General features: G+C 73.0%; 19 protein-coding genes. 12 read left to right on the top strand and 7 right to left on the bottom strand.

Annotated features, from left to right (window positions below):
- Positions 1-54: 54 nt before the first annotated feature.
- Positions 55-804, top strand: coding sequence for a GH12 family glycosyl hydrolase domain-containing protein (locus tag B0I31_RS13285; protein WP_106615661.1), 750 nt, complete (start codon positions 55-57; stop codon positions 802-804).
- Here B0I31_RS13285 and B0I31_RS13280 read toward each other — a convergent pair.
- The gene (locus B0I31_RS13280; RefSeq protein ID WP_106615660.1) at positions 794-1396 is read right to left on the bottom strand and encodes an isochorismatase family protein; all 603 of its coding nucleotides are present in this window, start codon (positions 1394-1396) and stop codon (positions 794-796) included. The genes B0I31_RS13285 and B0I31_RS13280 overlap by 11 nt on opposite strands.
- Positions 1397-1486: 90 nt before the next feature.
- On the opposite strand from B0I31_RS13280, the gene B0I31_RS13275 reads away from it, so the two are divergent.
- From B0I31_RS13275 to B0I31_RS13260, 4 genes are all read left to right on the top strand, one after another.
- Entirely contained in the window at positions 1487-1939 is a 453-nt protein-coding gene (locus B0I31_RS13275) for a VOC family protein (protein ID WP_106615659.1), read from the top strand.
- Between the two features lie 97 nt (positions 1940-2036).
- Positions 2037-2309 (top strand): GlsB/YeaQ/YmgE family stress response membrane protein, encoded by a 273-nt coding sequence (locus B0I31_RS13270; RefSeq protein WP_106615658.1) that lies wholly within the window; start codon positions 2037-2039, stop codon positions 2307-2309.
- Between the two features lie 62 nt (positions 2310-2371).
- Positions 2372-3478 carry a sensor histidine kinase gene (locus tag B0I31_RS13265; RefSeq protein ID WP_106615657.1) on the top strand — a complete coding sequence of 369 codons (1107 nt, stop codon included), beginning with the start codon at positions 2372-2374 and terminating at the stop codon, positions 3476-3478.
- Positions 3475-4137, top strand: coding sequence for a response regulator transcription factor (locus B0I31_RS13260; protein WP_106615656.1), 663 nt, complete (start codon positions 3475-3477; stop codon positions 4135-4137). Before B0I31_RS13265 ends, B0I31_RS13260 begins: the two co-directional genes overlap by 4 nt.
- 63 nt (positions 4138-4200) lie before the next feature.
- Here B0I31_RS13260 and B0I31_RS13255 read toward each other — a convergent pair whose 3' ends face one another.
- Entirely contained in the window at positions 4201-4551 is a 351-nt protein-coding gene (locus B0I31_RS13255; protein ID WP_106615655.1) for a DUF6223 family protein, read from the bottom strand.
- Positions 4552-4777: 226 nt separating this feature from the next.
- A complete protein-coding gene (locus tag B0I31_RS13250; protein WP_106615654.1) occupies positions 4778-5029 on the bottom strand; it encodes a hypothetical protein in 252 nt (83 codons plus the stop codon).
- A 185-nt stretch (positions 5030-5214) separates the two neighbouring features.
- On the opposite strand from B0I31_RS13250, the gene B0I31_RS40595 reads away from it, so the two are divergent.
- Both B0I31_RS40595 and B0I31_RS13245 read left to right on the top strand, forming a co-directional pair.
- Complete coding sequence (locus B0I31_RS40595; RefSeq protein WP_181320143.1) at positions 5215-5388, top strand: hypothetical protein; 174 nt, start codon at positions 5215-5217, stop codon at positions 5386-5388.
- Between the two features lie 90 nt (positions 5389-5478).
- Positions 5479-6237 carry a GAF and ANTAR domain-containing protein gene (locus B0I31_RS13245; RefSeq protein WP_106615932.1) on the top strand — a complete coding sequence of 253 codons (759 nt, stop codon included), beginning with the start codon at positions 5479-5481 and terminating at the stop codon, positions 6235-6237.
- A gap of 83 nt (positions 6238-6320) precedes the next feature.
- Here the strand turns inward: B0I31_RS13245 and B0I31_RS42910 are convergent, their stop codons facing one another.
- Both B0I31_RS42910 and B0I31_RS13235 read right to left on the bottom strand, forming a co-directional pair.
- Positions 6321-8333 carry a serine hydrolase gene (locus B0I31_RS42910; RefSeq protein ID WP_106615653.1) on the bottom strand — a complete coding sequence of 671 codons (2013 nt, stop codon included), beginning with the start codon at positions 8331-8333 and terminating at the stop codon, positions 6321-6323.
- 5 nt (positions 8334-8338) lie between these two features.
- A complete protein-coding gene (locus tag B0I31_RS13235; RefSeq protein WP_106615652.1) occupies positions 8339-10093 on the bottom strand; it encodes a glycoside hydrolase family 3 protein in 1755 nt (584 codons plus the stop codon).
- A 156-nt stretch (positions 10094-10249) separates the two neighbouring features.
- Between B0I31_RS13235 and B0I31_RS13230 the strand changes: the two genes are divergently transcribed.
- Together B0I31_RS13230 and B0I31_RS13225 are read left to right on the top strand one after the other, a co-directional pair.
- Complete coding sequence (locus tag B0I31_RS13230; RefSeq protein WP_219910693.1) at positions 10250-11095, top strand: helix-turn-helix transcriptional regulator; 846 nt, start codon at positions 10250-10252, stop codon at positions 11093-11095.
- Positions 11096-11115: 20 nt separating this feature from the next.
- On the top strand, positions 11116-12072 hold the full coding sequence (locus B0I31_RS13225; protein WP_106615651.1) for an SDR family NAD(P)-dependent oxidoreductase: 957 nt from the start codon (positions 11116-11118) through the stop codon (positions 12070-12072).
- A 3-nt stretch (positions 12073-12075) separates the two neighbouring features.
- Here B0I31_RS13225 and abc-f read toward each other — a convergent pair whose 3' ends face one another.
- Together abc-f and B0I31_RS13215 are read right to left on the bottom strand one after the other, a co-directional pair.
- Positions 12076-13716: a ribosomal protection-like ABC-F family protein gene (abc-f, locus tag B0I31_RS13220; RefSeq protein ID WP_106615650.1), complete on the bottom strand. Its 1641-nt coding sequence runs from the start codon at positions 13714-13716 to the stop codon at positions 12076-12078.
- Positions 13717-13932: 216 nt separating this feature from the next.
- Positions 13933-14925, bottom strand: coding sequence for a GlxA family transcriptional regulator (locus tag B0I31_RS13215; protein ID WP_425444362.1), 993 nt, complete (start codon positions 14923-14925; stop codon positions 13933-13935).
- A 228-nt stretch (positions 14926-15153) separates the two neighbouring features.
- On the opposite strand from B0I31_RS13215, the gene B0I31_RS13205 reads away from it, so the two are divergent.
- From B0I31_RS13205 to B0I31_RS13195, 3 genes are all read left to right on the top strand, one after another.
- Positions 15154-16020, top strand: a complete 867-nt coding sequence (locus tag B0I31_RS13205; protein ID WP_106615648.1) for an NAD(P)-dependent oxidoreductase — start codon at positions 15154-15156, stop codon at positions 16018-16020.
- Positions 16017-16523 (top strand): pyridoxamine 5'-phosphate oxidase family protein, encoded by a 507-nt coding sequence (locus B0I31_RS13200; protein WP_106615647.1) that lies wholly within the window; start codon positions 16017-16019, stop codon positions 16521-16523. Before B0I31_RS13205 ends, B0I31_RS13200 begins: the two co-directional genes overlap by 4 nt.
- 123 nt (positions 16524-16646) lie before the next feature.
- Positions 16647-16904: a hypothetical protein gene (locus tag B0I31_RS13195; protein ID WP_106615646.1), complete on the top strand. Its 258-nt coding sequence runs from the start codon at positions 16647-16649 to the stop codon at positions 16902-16904.
- The last annotated feature ends 32 nt before the right edge of the window (positions 16905-16936 follow it).

The raw sequence follows: 16936 nt of genomic DNA, 5'->3' as shown, positions 1-16936 counted from the left end.
CTGGGAGCGCTCCCAGGAGATCCCCGCCGTCGTGGACCCTTCGGAAGGAGTTCCATGCGAAGCACCGTCCGCGCCCTCGTGCTCGCCGGGCTGATGGCCGCCTCCGCGGTCGTCGCCGCAGCCGGGCCGGCCCAAGCCGACACCACGATCTGCGAGCAGTACGGATCGACCACCATCCAGGGCCGCTACGTGGTCCAGAACAACCGCTGGGGCACGTCGGCCACCCAGTGCATCAACGTCACCTCCACCGGTTTCCGCATCACCCAGCAGCAGGGCTCGGCGCCGACCAACGGCGCACCGCTGTCGTACCCGTCGGTGTTCCTCGGCTGCCACTACACCAACTGCTCGCCGGGCTCCAACCTGCCGATGCAGGTCAGCCGGATCCGCAGCGCGTCGTCCTCGATCAGCTACAGCTACGTCGGCGGCACCTACAACGCCTCCTACGACATCTGGCTCGACCCCACGCCCAAGACCAACGGCGTCAACCAGATGGAGATCATGATCTGGTTCAACCGCCAGGGCCCGATCCAGCCGATCGGCAGCGCGGTGGGCAACACCACCATCGGCGGTCGCAGCTGGCAGGTCTGGCGCGGCAGCAACGGCGCCAACAACGTGATCTCCTACGTCGCGCCGTCGCCGATCTCGTCGTGGTCGTTCAACGTGCTCGACTTCATCAACGACGTCCGCAACCGCGGCGCGATCACCTCGTCCTGGTACCTGACCAGCATCCAGGCCGGTTTCGAGCCGTGGAACGGCGGCGTCGGCCTGGCGGTCAACAACTTCTCCGCCTCGGTCAGCGGCTGACCGCACCGCCTCCAGGTCGGTCCGGGCCGCCACCCGGACCGACCCCCGGCCGCGCGAAGACGACGTCCGCCGCCGCGACCACGCGCACCGACCCGCCCGGGTGGACGGCAGTGCCGAGGATCCGGTTGTGGTGGGCGATGACCTGCTCGGCGGTCAGGCCCGCGTCGGGATCGCCGCCGGCGGCCGGTGCGTGGCCGTCGCCGACCAGCACGACGTCCAGCCCGTGGCTCACCGCGGACCGCGCGGTCGCGTCCACGCAGTAGTCGGTGGCCAGGCCGGTGAGCACCACCGTGTCGACGTCCCGTTCGGCGAGCACGGCGGCGAGATCGGTGCGGTAGAACGCGTCGGTGGCCGTCTTGTCCACCACGACGTCGGTCGGCCGGAGCCCCAACCGCGCACTGAGCCGCGTGCCGGGCGCCTCGGGGTCGAACTCCGTGCCGCGGTCACCGACCTGCCGCAACGCGACCACCGGCACGCCACCGCGCCGTGCCTCGCGGGCCAGCGCGGCGACGCGGTCGACCAACTCCTCGCCGCGCCAGACGAGCGGGATCAGCATCTCCTGCAGGTCCACGATCACGAGTGCCGGTCTCATGCCACCACAGCGTATCCGCGACCCGGCCGACCGGTCCGGTTGCTCCGTTCGGGTTGCGGTGGCGCCGCTGTAACCGATATAACCGGTTACATGGCACTGAGCTGGAAGCTGGTCATCGACACGAAGAACGCGCCCGTCCTCGCGGACTTCTGGGCCGCGGCGCTGGAGTACGAGGTGGAGGACCCCGGCGCGCTCATCGGGCAACTGCTGGCCGCGGGTCACCTCGGGGAGGAGGCGGTCGTCGAGCACAACGGCCGCCAGAACTTCCGCGGTTTCGCCGCCATCCGCCACCCCGACGACCCGTTCGACCCGACCAGCGGAGTCGGGCGCGGCCGGCGGCTGCTGTTCCAGGACGTGCCGGAGGCCAAGACCGTCAAGAACCGGCTGCACATCGACGTCCACAGCGAGCCCGGCGGCCTCGACGCGCTGGTGGCCAGGCTGGAAGGGCTCGGCGCGACCCGCGTCCGCGAGTACGACCAGGGGCCCGCCGGGCACTGGTGGGTCATGCTGGACCCCGAGGGCAACGAGTTCTGCGCGTCGTAGCGCCGGCACGCCACGGCTCGGCGGCGCGACCGATCTCGGAGGAGTGAGCGGCGCGGTGATCGGGTACCTGAGGCTCACTTGACTCTAAGGAGTGAACGTGACCGTCTCCGGAATCATCAGCGCCCTCGTCGTGGGCCTGATCATCGGCGCTCTGGGTCGACTCGTCCTGCCCGGCAAGCAGAGCATTCCGATCTGGCTCACCATCCTGGTCGGCATCGTCGCCGCCGTCATCGGCACCTTCATCGCCAACGCGCTCGGCGTGGGCGACACCGGCGGCATCGACTGGATCGAGCTGCTCATCCAGATCGCCCTCGCCGCGGGTGGCGTCAGCCTGGCCGCGGGCGTCTACACGCGCAAACGCGTCTCCTGACCCGGAGCCCCACCACGCCGACCTGACCTCCCGCTCACGGGCGGGAGGTTAGGCTTCGGCGCATGGCGGGACTGCGCGGCCGGACGGCGGACATCGCGTTGGCGCTCGCCGCCGGTCTGGTCGCGCTCCTGGGCCTGCTGGTGCAGGCACGCGGCATCGACACACCCGCCGAGTGGGCCGCGCTGGCCGCCGTGCTGGTGTCGTCCGCCGCGCTGTACGTCCGGCGCCGCCACCCGATCCCGGTGGGCGTGGTGGCGTTGGCCGCCGTCGCCGCGTACGGGGCGCTGCTGCAGCAACCCGGCCCGATCATGGTCGTGTTCGTCGTGGCGCTGTACACCGTGGTCGACGAAGGCCACCTCGCCGTCGCGATCGGACTCGGCCTCGCCTCGGTGCTCGCCTTCGCCTTCGCCGACAGCTTCACCAAGGCCAACAACGGCGCGACGTTCCTGCACGCCGGTTGGCTCGTCGCGGTCATCGTCGGCGTGACGCGCAACCGCCGTGCCTACCTCGCCGAAGCGCGCGCCCGCGCCCTCGCCGCCGAGCAGCGGATGGAGGAGGAGGCACGCCGTCGTGCCACCGAGGAACGCCTGCGCATCGCCCGGGAACTGCACGACGCGCTCGGCCACCACCTCTCGCTGATCAACGTCCAGGCCAGCGCCGCGCTGCACCGCCCGGACCCCGAACGCACCGAGCAGGCGCTCACCGCGATCAAGCAGACCAGCAAGGAAACCCTGCGCGAGTTGCGCACCACGCTCACCGCGTTGCGCCAGGACGGCGGCGTGCCGCCCGGCTTGAACAGGCTCGACGACCTGATCACCACCGCGGGCCGGACCGGGCTGGAGATCCGCGTCGAACTCGCCGAGACCCGGCCGCTGCCGCCCGAGGTCGACCTGGCCGCGTTCCGGATCGTCCAGGAGGCGCTCACCAACGTGACGCGGCACGCCGCCGCGACCGCCGCCGTGGTCCGCGTCCGACCGGACGACGACGCCGTGCTCGTGGAAGTCGAGGACGACGGCGACGGCGCACCGGGCACGCCCGGCAACGGGATCCTCGGGATGCGCGAACGGGCGCAGGCGCTGGGCGGCTCGCTGACCGCGGGACCGCGGCCGGACGGCGGTTTCCGGGTGCACGCCCGCCTGCCGCTGCGCGCGGATCGGGTGCCGGCGTGATCCGCCTGCTGCTGGCCGACGACCAGACCCTGGTGCGCGCCGGTTTCCGGTCCATCCTGGACGGTGAAGACGGCATCGAGGTGGTCGGGGAGGCCGCCGACGGCGCCGAGGCCGTGCAGCTGGCCCGGCGGCTGCGACCGGACGTGGTGCTGATGGACATCCGGATGCCCGGCTTGGACGGCCTGGCCGCCACCCGGGAGATCACCGCGAGCTCGAACGTCCGGGTGATCATCCTGACCACGTTCGACCTGGACGACTACGTCTACGGCGCGCTGCGCGCCGGTGCGAGCGGCTTCCTGGTCAAGGACACCGAACCGGCCGAGCTGATCCACGGCGTGCGGGTGGTGGCCCGCGGCGACGCGCTCATCGCGCCGTCGATCACCCGCCGGCTGATCGCCGAGTTCGCCACCCGCGCCACGCACCCCGACCCCAAGCCGCGGCTGACCGCGCTCACCGACCGCGAGCGCGAGGTGATGGCGCTGGTCGCCGCCGGCCTGTCCAACGACGAGATCGCGGCACGGCTGGTGCTGAGCCCGGCCACCGCGAAGACCCACGTCAGCCGCATCATGACCAAGACGCAGGTCCGCGACCGGGCCCAGCTGGTGATCCTCGCCTACGAGTCGGGCCTGACCGTGCCGGGCTGGCTGACCCACCCCTGACCCGCCGCCCCTGACCCGCCGCCGCCCCGGGCCGCGCTGCCCGACCCCGCTGCCCGACCGGCCTCAGGCGGTCACGCGGCGCGAGCGGTTCAGGGCCAGCCCGCCGAGCACCACGGCGACCAGCCCCACCACCAGGGCCAGGTAGGCGCCGCCACGCCCGTTGCCGGTCCCGATGCCGTCGTCGGACGTGGCCACGACGAGCGCGCCCAGAGCCATCCCGAGCACCCCCGCGGCCAGGGACAGGACGGCGCCGCGCCGCCCGGAGCCGACACCGAGGCGGCTGCCGGGACGGGCCAGCGCCAGCACGCCGACGACGATCCCGATCAGCCCCAGCACGGCGCCCGCCGCGGCACCGAGCCGCCCGGGACCGAAGCTGTGGACACTGGCGGCGGCAAGGACATCGGTGACGACCATCGGGGATTCCTTCGCTCGGACAACGGGTACGGGCGAAGCCTAGGAACGGACGTGGCCGGAGTCGTCCGGCCGGGGTTGCCGATCGGCCTACCACCGGGGTTGTACGCCCGCCGCCCGGACTACCACCGCGGTGGCGTCGAACACGCGTCTGGCGACCCGCACCGAGACCGGCTTCACGTCCACCAGGCTGGTTCGAGGGTCGGCGCGACGCCGCCGGCTGTTCCCGCTACCGCATGTCGTCCATGTCACCCGATGGTGGGCACGGGCCGTCGGACACCTGCACTTCGATGATGTTCCTGGTGTCCAATACGGACAACGTGCGGTCGGGCAGCAGCACCGGCACCCACGCGTGCGAGGTCTGCGGGTCCACCACGTGGGCCCCGATGACGACGCCGCGCAGGAAGGCGGTGGGGTCGAGGGCGTCCGGGTTGAGGTAGGTGATGATCGCACCGCAGTCGGGCCGAGGTGGGATGTCCATGGCGAAGTCCAGTGGGTTCGGAACGCGCGTCGACCGGCGGTCGTCCGGAGCGACGGGGGTGCGTGTCGCCGACTGTTCGACGTACGGGTCGAGTACCCCCGCCCGGCCGCCGAAACCACGGCCGGACGGTCCACATCAGCTGATCGTGCGGCGTGACGCGGTCGACCGGTGGGTAACCCGGGGCCATGACCGAGTCCGCGCACGAGTCCGGGGAACGGGCTCCCGCGCCGCCGCGCCGGCCGATGTCGGGGGAGTCCCCGGAGGTGCCGGCCGTGACGGATGACGCGCCGACCGGTCAGGACGTCACCGAGGAGACCGGCGAGGCCGAACCACCGGACCGGACGCGCCGGCGGGGGTGACGACGTGTCGAGATGGGCAGCGGTCACGACAGCGGCCGGACGGGAGGCCGCGCGAGCAGGACGAGGGCACCTAGGAGGAGGCGGGTGGCGATGGGCGGCGGGCAGCGGGCAGCGGCGGAGGACCACGTCGCCGAACTGCTGATCCGGCGGCTGGACGACGTCACCGGGGCGTTGGAGGGGTTGTCGCAGGTCCTGGAGCAGGAGGAGGACCTGGCGGTCATCCTCGACCGGATCTGCAAGCAGGTGTCGCAGGCGATCCCCGGCGCGGACATGGTGAGCGTGACGCTGCTGTCCGGCGAGGGGCCCGTGACGCGTGCGGCGACCCGGCAGGAGGCACTGGACCTGGACCTGGCGCAGTACCGGGCGGACGAGGGGCCGTGCCTGCACGCCGCCCGCACCGGGCAGGTCGTGCACGCGATGGCGGTCGAGGTGCCGCGGCGGTGGCCGGGGTTCGACGCGGAGGCGGCGGGGTCCGGCGTCACCGGCTACCTGTCGGCGCCGTTGTGCGTGGACGAGGGCATTCCCGGCTCGCTCAACCTCTACGGCGCGCGGACGGACGGCTTCCGGGCGCTCGACGCGGCCCTCCTGGAGCTCTACACCACGGCCGCGGAGGCTGCGCTGCGCAACGCCCGCCGCTACCTGCGCGCCCGTGGGCAGGCGGCCCAGCTGCGGCAGGCGTTGACCTCGCGCGCGGTCATCGACCAGGCCAAGGGCATCGTCATGGCGGTGCACCGGGTGCCCGCGGAAGAGGCGTTCGCGCTGCTGGTCGACCGGTCCCAGCGGGAGAACGTCAAGCTGCGCGAGTTCGCCGAGCGGTTCGTCGACGACATCCTCGGCGGCGACGACTGACGTGCCGGCGGTTCGCGTGGCACCGTCGCGCCGGCCGGGGCCTGCTCACGCCGGCTGTGCCACCGCCCGCGTGAGCGGCGCGGTCAGCGTTCCAGCACGGCCCGCGCCAGGTCGTCGGCCACGGCGTGCCGGTACGGGTTGGTCGGCGGACCGGCGGCGGTCGGGTGCACGCGGTTGGTCAGCAGCAGCACGAACGACCGGCTGTCCGGCTCGATGACCAGGGACGTCCCCGTGTACCCGGTGTGACCGACGGTGTACGGCGTGGCGAGCAGGCCCATGAACGCGGGCTTGTTCACGTCGAGGCCGAGCCCGCGGTCGGCGCCGGGGATGGCCGCGTTCCAGTTCGTGGTCATCGCCCGGACGCTGTCGGTCCGCAGCACGCGCCGGTCGCCGTACCGCCCGCCGTTGAGCAGCATCTGGGCGAAGACGGCGAGGTCGCGTGCGGTGGAGAAGACCCCGGCGTGGCCCGCCGTGCCGCCCAGGTACCAGGACGTGGAGTCGTGCACCTGGCCCCAGATCAGCCCGCGCGCGCCGCCGTGCTGGGTCGGCGCGATCCGCGGCCGCAGCTCCTGCGGCGGGTTGTACGTGGTGTCGCGCAACCCCAGCGGCCCGGTGACCTCCGCGGCCACCAGGTCGGGCAGCGACCGGCCGGTGACCCGTTCCAGCACCTTGCCCAGCACGATCAGGCTCAGGTCGGAGTAGACGTACCGGGTGCCCGGCGGCGACCGCGGTGCCACCGCGTAGACAGCGGCCAGCCGTTGCTCCACGGTCGGGTACGACCCGAGCACCAGCCCGGCGGGCAGCCCGGAGGTGTGGGTCAGCAACTGGCGGAGGGTGACGTCCTGCTTGCCGTTCTGGCCGAACTCGGGCAGGTACCCCGCGGCGGGGGCGTCGAGGTCGATCAGGTCGCGCTCCACCAGCCGCAGCGCGACCACGGTGGTGAAGAGCTTCGAGAGCGACGCGACGTCGAAGATGGTGTCCTCGCGCATCGGGATCCGTTGGTCCGGCGGCAGTTCGGCACCGTCGTGCCCGTAGCGCAGCGCGTCGCCCACCGCCGCGTGCCGGACGATGACGCCGTTGCGCGCGGCCAGCACCACGCCGCCCGGGAACGCCCGGGGTGAGGCCAGCACGCCCGCCTCGACGTCGGGCACCAGTCGGTCCACGTGCTCGGCCGCCAGCCCGGCCTGGTGCGCCGTGCCGTAGCGCAGGCGGTGGTCGGGGAGCGGTCCGTCCCAAGGGGACCCGTGGCGTCGGGTGACGGTCAGCTCGGCCAGCACCGGCAGGTGGTCCGACGCGCCGGTCGTGATCACCCGGCTGTCCCGGACGCGGGCCGGGTAGCCGGCGGCCACGTAGTCGATGCGCTTGGCGGGCGCCGTCGCCGGGTAGGTCGGGCCGGGTGACGACGGGTTCGCCACCGCCCACGCGTCGACCAGCTCCGTCCACAGTGGAGCAAGCTCGGGGGCGTCCGGTGCGGCGTTGAAGTCGCCGAGCAGCACCCGCGCCTCACCGCGGTCCTCGGCCAGCACGCGCAGCATGTCGGTGACCTGGGCGCGGCGCACCGCCGGGTCGGCGCGGTAGTCCAGGTGGGTGTTGTAGACGTGCACGCGTTCGCCGCGCACGTCCAGCACGACCTCGGGGAACCCCGGTGCCGGTTCGGGCGTCGGGTTCGGCACCTGCGTGGACAGCCGGGTGATCCAGTGGTTCTCCGCGGCGACCACCGGGTGGCGGCTGAGCACCGCCAGACCGTACTGCCGTCGCGGCTTGCCGGGCTCGGCCGGGTCCAGGTCGTAGATGGGCGCGAAGTAGACGGCCATGTCGACCGCCGCCGCCAGTTCCGCCGCCTGGTCGCGCCACTCGCTGCGGGCCATCCAGTGGACGTCCACCTCCTGCAGCCCCACCACGTCGGCGCCGGCCGCGGCGATGTCCGCGGCCACCCGCGCCAGGTCGAGCCTGCCGTCCACGCCGATGCCGGTGTGGATGTTGTAGGACATCACGGTCAACGGCACGCCCGCACGACCGGGGGTCTCGGACTGCGCCGCCGCGGTCGGGCTCGCGACCAGCAGCACGCACAGGACGGCGATCAGCAGTCGGCGCATGGGGTTCAGCCCTCCCAGGTCAGGCCGTGGCCGAACGGGTGCAGCGCGGTCGAGGGGTCACCGGCGACCGGGATCGTGACGGGCAGCTTCCCGACCGGGGCGTGCTCCCCGTACATCACCCGCACGGCCGACTCCACCGAGATCTCGGTGTAGGAGTAGGTGGCCAGGTAGGTCTGAGCCTCGGGGAAGTACGCGATGTCGTACGGATCCCGGACCGCGATGACGACGACCGGCTTGCCGGTGGCCAGCAGCGCCTTCACCAGGTTCTGCTGCCCGACGTCGGTCCACGCCTTGTTGGTCGCCACGATCGTCAGGTCGGCACCGGCCGCACCGGCGACCGCCCGGTCGATCGTCGCCTGGTTCGGATTCGCGCCGGTGACGAGCGCGTTCGTGGCCGCCGAGCGCTTCGCGACCGCGGTGGCGAGCCGGTGCGGCACCGGGTCGGCGGTCGTGCCCCAGCCGGTGGTGAAGACGGAGGCCGGTGGCGTGGGCAGGGGCAGGTGCGCGTTGCGCACGAGCGTCGTCGTCCGGTCCGTGATCCGCTGCGCGGTCTGCCGGTTCTGCTCGGTCCCGACGACCTCCGGCAGCCTGGCCGGGTCGACGAACTGCCCGCCGAACAGGCCGCGCTTCGCCTTCATCCGCAGGATCCGGCGGACCGACTGGTCGATGCGGCGTTCGGTGAGCTCGCCGTTGCGCACGGCCGTCAGCACCGCGTTGAACGCCAGGTCGATGCTCGGCGGCATCAGCAGCTGGTCGACGCCCGCCTTCAGCGCCAGCACCGGCACGCGGTCGTCGCCGTACTTCTGCCGCACACCGGCCATGCCGAGCGAGTCGGTGATCACCACGCCGTCGTAGCCGAGCCGGTCGCGCAGGACGCCGGTGATGATCGGCCGGGAGAGCGTGGCCGGGTCGCCGGACGGGTCGAGCGCGGGCACCACGATGTGCGCGGTCATGATCGAGTCGATCCCGGCCGCGATCGCCCGGCGGAACGGCGGCGCGTCCAGCCGTTCCCACTCCTCGACGCTGTGGCCGATCACCGGCAGGCCGGTGTGGCTGTCCACCGCGGTGTCGCCGTGGCCGGGGAAGTGCTTCGCGGTGGCCGACACCCCGCCCCGCTCGTACCCGCGCACCTGCGCTTCGACCAGCTGCGCGGTGAGCTCCGGGTCCTCGGCGAACGAGCGGACGCCGATCACCGGGTTGAGGGCGTTGACGTTGACGTCGGCGACCGGCGCGAAGTCCTGGTTGACCCCCATCGCGCGCAGCTCGCGCCCGGCGACCAGGGCCGCGGTGCCCGCCGACCCGGGGTCGCGGGCCGCGCCGAGCGCCATGTTCCCGGGGAACAGCGTGGCCGGCGCCCCGATCCGGGTCACCACGCCGTACTCCTGGTCGGTGCTCACCAGCGCGGGGACCGACGACACCCGCTGGATGCCGTTGGACAGCTCCGCCACCTGCGCCGGGTTCGCCGTGTTGCCCGACCACGCGAAGTAGATGATGCCGCCGAGGTGGTACTTCCCGATCAGCTGCCGCGCGTTGTCCACGCCGTGCTGCCGCCGGTTCGCGGCCACCGAGGCGGGATCGGACGCGTCGACCGAGGCACCGTAGGCGTAGGTGACGAACAGCTGGCCGACCTTCTCCTCCAGGCTCATCCGCCGCAACGCGTCCGCCACCACGTCACCGCCGGCCGCCATCGCCGGCGCCGAGCCGACCAGCAGCGCGGACACCGCGACGAGCACCTGCCGCCTGTTGAAGATTTTCCTCATGTTAGCTCCTACAGTGAGGAAATCACCTTCCCTCGGAATCTACGCAGCGACGGCCGACCGCGACAGAGCCCGTTCGGGCGCATCACCGGACGGGCGGCACATCCAGGGACTGGCCGTCCCTGGTTGACCGGGTGACGCGGGCCGATACTGGGGTGCGTGATCGATCGCGCCGGGCTCGCCGACTTCCTCCGTCGCCGCCGGGAGCTGCTGCGCCCGGCCGACGTGGGACTGCCGGACGGGGTGCGGCGCCGGACGCCCGGCCTGCGGCGGGACGAGGTGGCGGCGTTGGCCGGGATGTCCACCGACTACTACGCCAGGCTGGAGCAGGGCCGCGGCGCGCACCCGTCCGAGCCGATCGTGGCCGCGCTGGCCCGAGCGCTGCGCTGCGACCTGGACGAACGCGACCACCTGTTCCACCTGGCCGGCCTCGCGCCACCGGCGCGCCGCGCCGGTCGGCACGTCCGGCCGGGGCTGATCAGCCTGGTCGACCGGCTCACCGACGTGCCGGTCTGCGTCATGACCGACCTGGGCGAGGTGCTGTGGCAGAACGCCTTCGCCGACGTCGTGCTCGGCCGTCCGCACCACCGCGTCGGACGGGCGCGCAACCTCGCGTGGCGGTGGTTCACCGAGCCGGAGCTGCGCGCCCGGTTCCCGGAGGAGGACTGGCCGCGGCACTCGATCGCGCACGTCAACGACCTGCGCGCGACCTACTCGCGGCGCGCCGGCGATGACGACGTCACCGACCTGGTGCACGAGTTGGTGAAGCGCAGCACGGAGTTCCGCGAGCTGTGGGAACGGCACGAGGTCGCGGTGCGCCGGATGGACCGCAAGCGGCTGCTGCACCCGGAAGTCGGCGTGCTGCACCTGACCTGCGAGGTGCTGCTGGCACCCGAAGACGACCTCAAGGTGCTGGCGTTCTTCCCGACCGAGGGCACCGACGCTCGCGAGAAGCTCGAACTGCTGCGGGTCATCGGCACGCAGGACTTCCGGACGACCGTCTGACGACCGACAGGAGCTGTGCAGTGTCGACCGGGACCATCGTCATCACCGGGGGGAATAGCGGTATCGGGTACGCGGCGGCGAGCGCGCTCCTGCGCGCCACAGACGGGCCGTGGCACGTCGTCGTGGCGAGCAGGGACGCGGGCCGCACCCGGGCCGCCGTCGACGAGCTCGCCCGCGTCACCCGGACGGGTCACGCGGTGACGGCCATGGCGCTGGACCTCGCCTCCCTCGCCTCGGTCCGCTCCTTCGCCACAGACCTGGCCGGCCGGGTGCGGTCGGGCGACGTGCCCCCGCTGCACGCGGTGGTGTGCAACGCGGGCGTGCAGGCCGGGACCACGCGGACCGAGACCGCGGACGGCTTCGAGTCCACCTTCGGGGTCAACCACCTGGGCCACTTCCTCCTGGTGCGCGAACTGCTGCCGGTGCTGGTCGCGCCCGCGCGCGTGGTCGTGGTGTCGAGCGACACGCACGACCCGGCGCGCAAGCTCGGCGTTCCCGCTCCCGCGTGGCACGACGCGCGTGCCCTGGCGCGAGGTGAACTCGGTCCCGCCGCCGCGTCGGACAAGCCGTTCGCCGCCGGCCAACGCCGCTACAGCACGTCCAAGCTGGCCAACGTGTACTTCACCTACGCCTTGGCCCGCCGCCTGCCCGCCGGCGTCACCGCCAACGCCTTCAACCCCGGCCTGGTCCCCGGAACGGGTTTGCAGCGCGAGGCCGCCGCCCCGCTCCGCTTCGCCTCCAAGCACGTCCTGCCGCACCTGAAGTGGTTGCTGCGCCGGGTGGTGACGACCGACGTCCACACCGCGGCCGAGTCGGGTGGCGCGCTCGCCTGGCTCGCGACCGCACCGGAACTGGCCGACACCACGGGCCGGTACTTCGACGGACGCCGGGCCGTGCGGTCGTCGGACGAGTCCTACGACGTCGCGCGGGCGGACGCGTTGTGGGAGGACAGCGTAGCGCTGACCTCCCCCGCGTGAGCCTCAGCCGGACGTGGTCGGCGCCGCCGTCTCCAGCAGCCGTCCGCCTTCGAGCCGGAGCCTGCGGTCGACGCCGATCTCGTTCAGGAACCGCTCGTCGTGGCTGACGACGACGAACGCGCCCTGGTAGGCGTTGAGCGCGCGTTCCAGCTGCCCGGTGCTGAGCAGGTCGAGGTTGTTCGTCGGCTCGTCCAGCAGCAGCAGTTGCGGCGCCGGTTCGGCGAACAGGACGCACGCCAGCGTGGCGCGCAACCGTTCACCACCGGACAGCACGCCCACCGGGAGGTGCGCCCGGGAACCCCGGAAGAGGAACCGCGCGAGCAGGTTCATCCGCTGCGCCGGTGGCATCGCCGGTGCGGACGCCGCGAGGTTCTCGGCGACCGTGCGGGTGCCGTCGAGCAGGTCCAGGCGCTGGGCCAGGTAGGCGATCCGGCCGTCGGCCCGCTTGACGTCGCCGCGGTCGGGTTCCAGGTCGCCGTGGACGATCCGCAGGAGGGTGGACTTGCCCACGCCGTTCCCCCCGGTGAGGGCGATCCGCTCGGGGCCGCGGATCGCCAGGTCCACGCCCTCGCCCGTGAACAGCTCCCGCCCGCCGTAGGCCGCGCGCAGGCGTTCGCCGAGGAACAGCGTCCGCCCGGCCGGGACGGCGGTCTGCGGCAGCTCCAGGGTGATCTTCTGCTCGTCCCGCAGCGCCCGCTCGGCCTCGTCCAGCTTGGCCTTGGCGGCGCTGACCCGTGCCGCGTGCGTGCCGCTCGCCTTGCCCGCCGACTCCTGCGCGTTGCGCTTCATGGTCCCGGCGAAGATCCGGGGCAGCCCGGCGTTGCCGAGGTTGCGCGCCGCGGTGCTCGCCCGGCGCGCGGCCCGTTCGCGCGCCTGCTGCATCTCCCGCTTCTCCCGCTTGAGCTCCTGCTCGACGTTGCGGACGTTCTTCTCGGCGACTTCCCGCGCGGCCTCGACCGCCCGCTCGTACTCGGTGAAGTTCCCGCCGTAGTAGCGGATCTCGCCGCTCTCGATCTCGGCGACGCGGTCCACGCGGTCGAGCAGGGCGCGGTCGTGGCTGACCACGAGCAGGCAGCCGGGCCAGTCGTCGAGCACGTCGTAGAGCTGGTGGCGGGCGGCGAGGTCCAGGTTGTTGGTCGGTTCGTCCAGCAGCAGCACGTCCGGCCGCTTGAGCAACTGGGCCGCCAGGCCGAGCGAGACGACCTGGCCGCCGCTGAGCGTGCCCAGGGATCGGTCCAGGCTCAGGTCGCCCAGGCCGAGCCGGTCCAGCTGGGCGCGGGTGCGCTCCTCGACGTCCCAGTCGTTGCCGATGGTGGTGAAGTGCTCCTCGGCGACGTCACCGGACTCGACGGCCGCCAAGGCGCGCAGGACCGGCGCGACGCCGAGGACCTCGGCGACGGTCGGTTCACCGGTCAGCGGCAGGTCCTGCGGGAGGTAGCCGAGCACGCCGTCGACCGTGATGCTGCCCTCGGACGGCCGCAGTTCGCCCGCGATCAGCCTGAGCAGGGTGGTCTTGCCGGCGCCGTTGGGCGCGACGAGCCCGGTGCGGCCGGTCGGGATGGTGCAGGACAGGTCGGCGAAGACGGGGGTGTCGTCGGGCCAGGAGAACGACAGGCCGGACACGACGACGCAGGTTTCGGACATGGGTGAGAGACCTCGGTGTGTGCTGCGGGCAGACGGTGCCCAGCGGAGGAGGGGACGACTTCGACGGCCGCTGCGGCACTGCCGGCGGCCTGTCACATCCGGGGCTCACCCGGAGATGTCGTCTTCGCCTATCACGTCGAGTCTCCCTGCGAACGGCTCTCCGGCCCGACGATAGCAGCCGCTCCGGACCGCCGCCGAGCCGTTTTCGCCGGCGCCCTACCCCGCCGCCGCGGACGGATGGCGGGGGAAGGCGCGGCGGTAGTCGCTCGGGGTCACGCCAACCTGCTTGAGGAAGTGGTGGCGCAGGTTGTTCGCGGTGCCGAGGCCGCTGAGCTCCGCCACCTTCTCCACCGAGAGGTCGGTCGACTCCAGCAGGGTCTGGGCCCGGCCGAGGCGCTGGTTGAGCAGCCACTGCAACGGGGTGGTGCCGGTGCTCTCCTGCAGCCGCCGGTAGAACGTGCGCGGGCTCACGGCCGCACGCCGGGCGAGGTCCTCGATGGTCAGCGGCCGGTCCAGGTTGGCGCGGGCCCACTCCAGTACGGGCGTCAGCCCGCGCTCGTCGGTGGCGGGCACCGACAGGTCGATGAACTGCGCCTGGCCGCCGGGTCGGTGCGCGGGCACGACCATGCGGCGCGCCAGCTGGTTGGCCACGTGCGGACCGAGGTCGCGGCGGACCAGGTGCAGGCACAGGTCGAGGCCCGCGGTCATGCCGGCGCTGGTGAGCACGTCACCGTCGTCCACGTACAGCACGGAGTCGTCCACCTCGACCTTCGGGTAGCGCTCGGCCAACGCCGCGGTGTGCATCCAGTGCGCGGTCGCCCGGCGCCCGTCGAGCAGCCCCGCCTCGGCCAGGGCGAACGCGCCGCTGCACAGCGACACCATCCGCGCGCCGGCGGCGTGGGCCCGGCGCAGCGCGGTGACCAGCTCCCGCGGCACCGGGGCGGCGGAGTCGACGCAGACCTCCGGCACCGACGCCACGATGACGGTGTCCGCGCCGACGATGTCGTCCAGGCCGTACGGGGTGCGCAGCCCGAAACCGGGCGCCGCGTCGCCGGAGCGCTGCCCGGTCGCGCACAGCCGCAGCTCGTACCAGGGGTCGGCCAGATCGGGCTGGGGCTTGCCGAACACCGTGGCCGGGATGGTCAGCTCGTAGAGGTCCCAGGACACGAGGTCGATCTCGTCGGGCACGACCAGGGCGACGGTTCCCACGCTCATGCCGCCCATCCTATGGCAGGAATTTGGTGACGGCCGTCATCAGTGCCACTGGTCGGGGCGGGCGCGCGTTGCGAGGGTGGAGGCAGTCGATCACCACCCCGCCTCGACGCGGGACTTTCTCAGGAGCAACGACATGACCACCCCTGTTCCCCGGCCAGTGACCGTTCTCGGTGTAGGGGCGATCGTCGCCGTCGAGCACCTCCTCCACGCGGAGGTGGCCGCGTGAACGCCCCGGTGAGCGTGATCGGGCTCGGCAACCTCGGCCGTGCGGTCGCACGGGTCTTCCTGGCCGCCGGCCACCCCACGACGGTGTGGAACCGGTCGGCGGGCAAGGCGGCGGAACTCGTCGCCGCCGGTGCGACGTCCGCGCCCACCGCGGCCGAGGCGTTCGCCGCGAGCCCGCTGGTGGTCGTCGCCGTGCTGGACCCCGCCGCGGCACGGGACGTGCTGGCCGGCGTGGGTGAGGCGGCACGGGGCCGCGCGGTGGTGAACCTGACCTCCGGCGGACCGGACGACGCGCGGACCCTGGCCGAACAGGTCGCCGGGCAGGGCGCCGACTACCTCCACGGCGCCGTCTACGCCGTGCCGCAGACGCTCGGCACCGACGACTCGACGGTGAACTACAGCGGTGCCGCGCACGTCCACGAGGAGTGGCGGGCCGTGCTGGACCTCCTGGGCAAGGGCACCTTCCTGGGCCCGGACGCCGGGCGGGCGTCGGCGTTCGACATGGCCATCCTCGCCGGGATGTACGGGATGCTGAGCGGGTTCCTGCACGCGGCCGCGATGGGCAGGGCAGGCGGGATCGACGCCGCCGAGCTGACCCCGCCGCTGGTCTCGTGGCTGACCGGCATCTTCCCGGCGCTGTCGATGTTCGCCGACGAGATCGACCGCGGCGACTACGCGACCGAGGAGTCCAGTCTGGACATGAACCGGTCGGGCCTGGCCACGATCCTGCGGGCCAGCGCGTCGCTCGGCGTCGCGGCACCCACCCTCCAGCCGTTCCAGGACCTGGTCGACCGGCAGGTCGCCGAGGGCCACGGCGCCGCGAGCCTCGCCCGGGTCGTCGAGTCGTTCGGCGGTGGCGGGTGACCGAGGTCGTCAGGCGCTTCGCCGACCTGGAGGCGGAGTTCGACGCCTCGATCGGGGCGATCAAGTACGCCACGATGGTCACCGTCGACGCGCGGCACCGCCCCCGGACCCGGGTGCTGATCCCCGTGTGGGAGAACGTCGACGGCGAGCCGCTCGGGTGGCTCGCCACGTACCGGACACCGGTCAAGGCGGCGCACCTGGCCGGCAACCCGCACACCAGCTTCTCGTACTGGGCATCGGGCAACAACTCCGTCGCGATCGACGCGGAGGCTAGGTGGGACAACGCGTTGCCGACCAAGGAGCACGTGTGGGAGCTGTACCGCGCGACGAGCCCACCCGGCGCCGGCTACCACCTCGGCAACTTCTGGACCGCACCCTCGGACCCGCGCCTGCACGTGCTGCGGCTGACGCCCTGGCGCGTCCAGGTCATCCGGGGCGCCGACCTGCGCAGCCGGATCTGGCGGGGTGACCGGGACCGGGGACCGGCCGAACCGCCTGCCTGACGGGGGAGCGGGTCCGGGGAGGGGCGGTCGCGGACCCGCTCCCCGGGGTCGGTCCGCGCGCCCGGCCGGACTGCGTCATCGCGGTGGCCGCCGTTGCTCCTCCACCCGGTTAGCATCGCCGGGGTGGACAACACACCGCTGGTCCGCGCGATCGTCGACGCGCTGGCGTTCGTGGACGACGCGGGCGACGACGAGATCGAGCCCGACACGGCAGTCAAGTGCACGGAGGTCATCGGCGCCGCGCTGGACGGGTTGACCGGTGCCGACCGGGCGGAGTTCGCCCTGGTGCTGGAACGGATCGCGACTTCGGCCGACGACCCCGCCTACGCCGAGTACGTGCGTTCCGTGCCGTTCCTGCTGTGGGGGCCGCCGGAGGAATGACCGAGGGCGCGTCACCGGCCGGTGACGCGCCC

This window comes from Saccharothrix carnea (assembly GCF_003014735.1).
Lineage (GTDB): Bacteria > Actinomycetota > Actinomycetes > Mycobacteriales > Pseudonocardiaceae > Actinosynnema > Actinosynnema carneum.
Note: the sequence above shows the minus strand (reverse complement) of the source record. Positions and strands in the feature narration are given on the sequence as shown.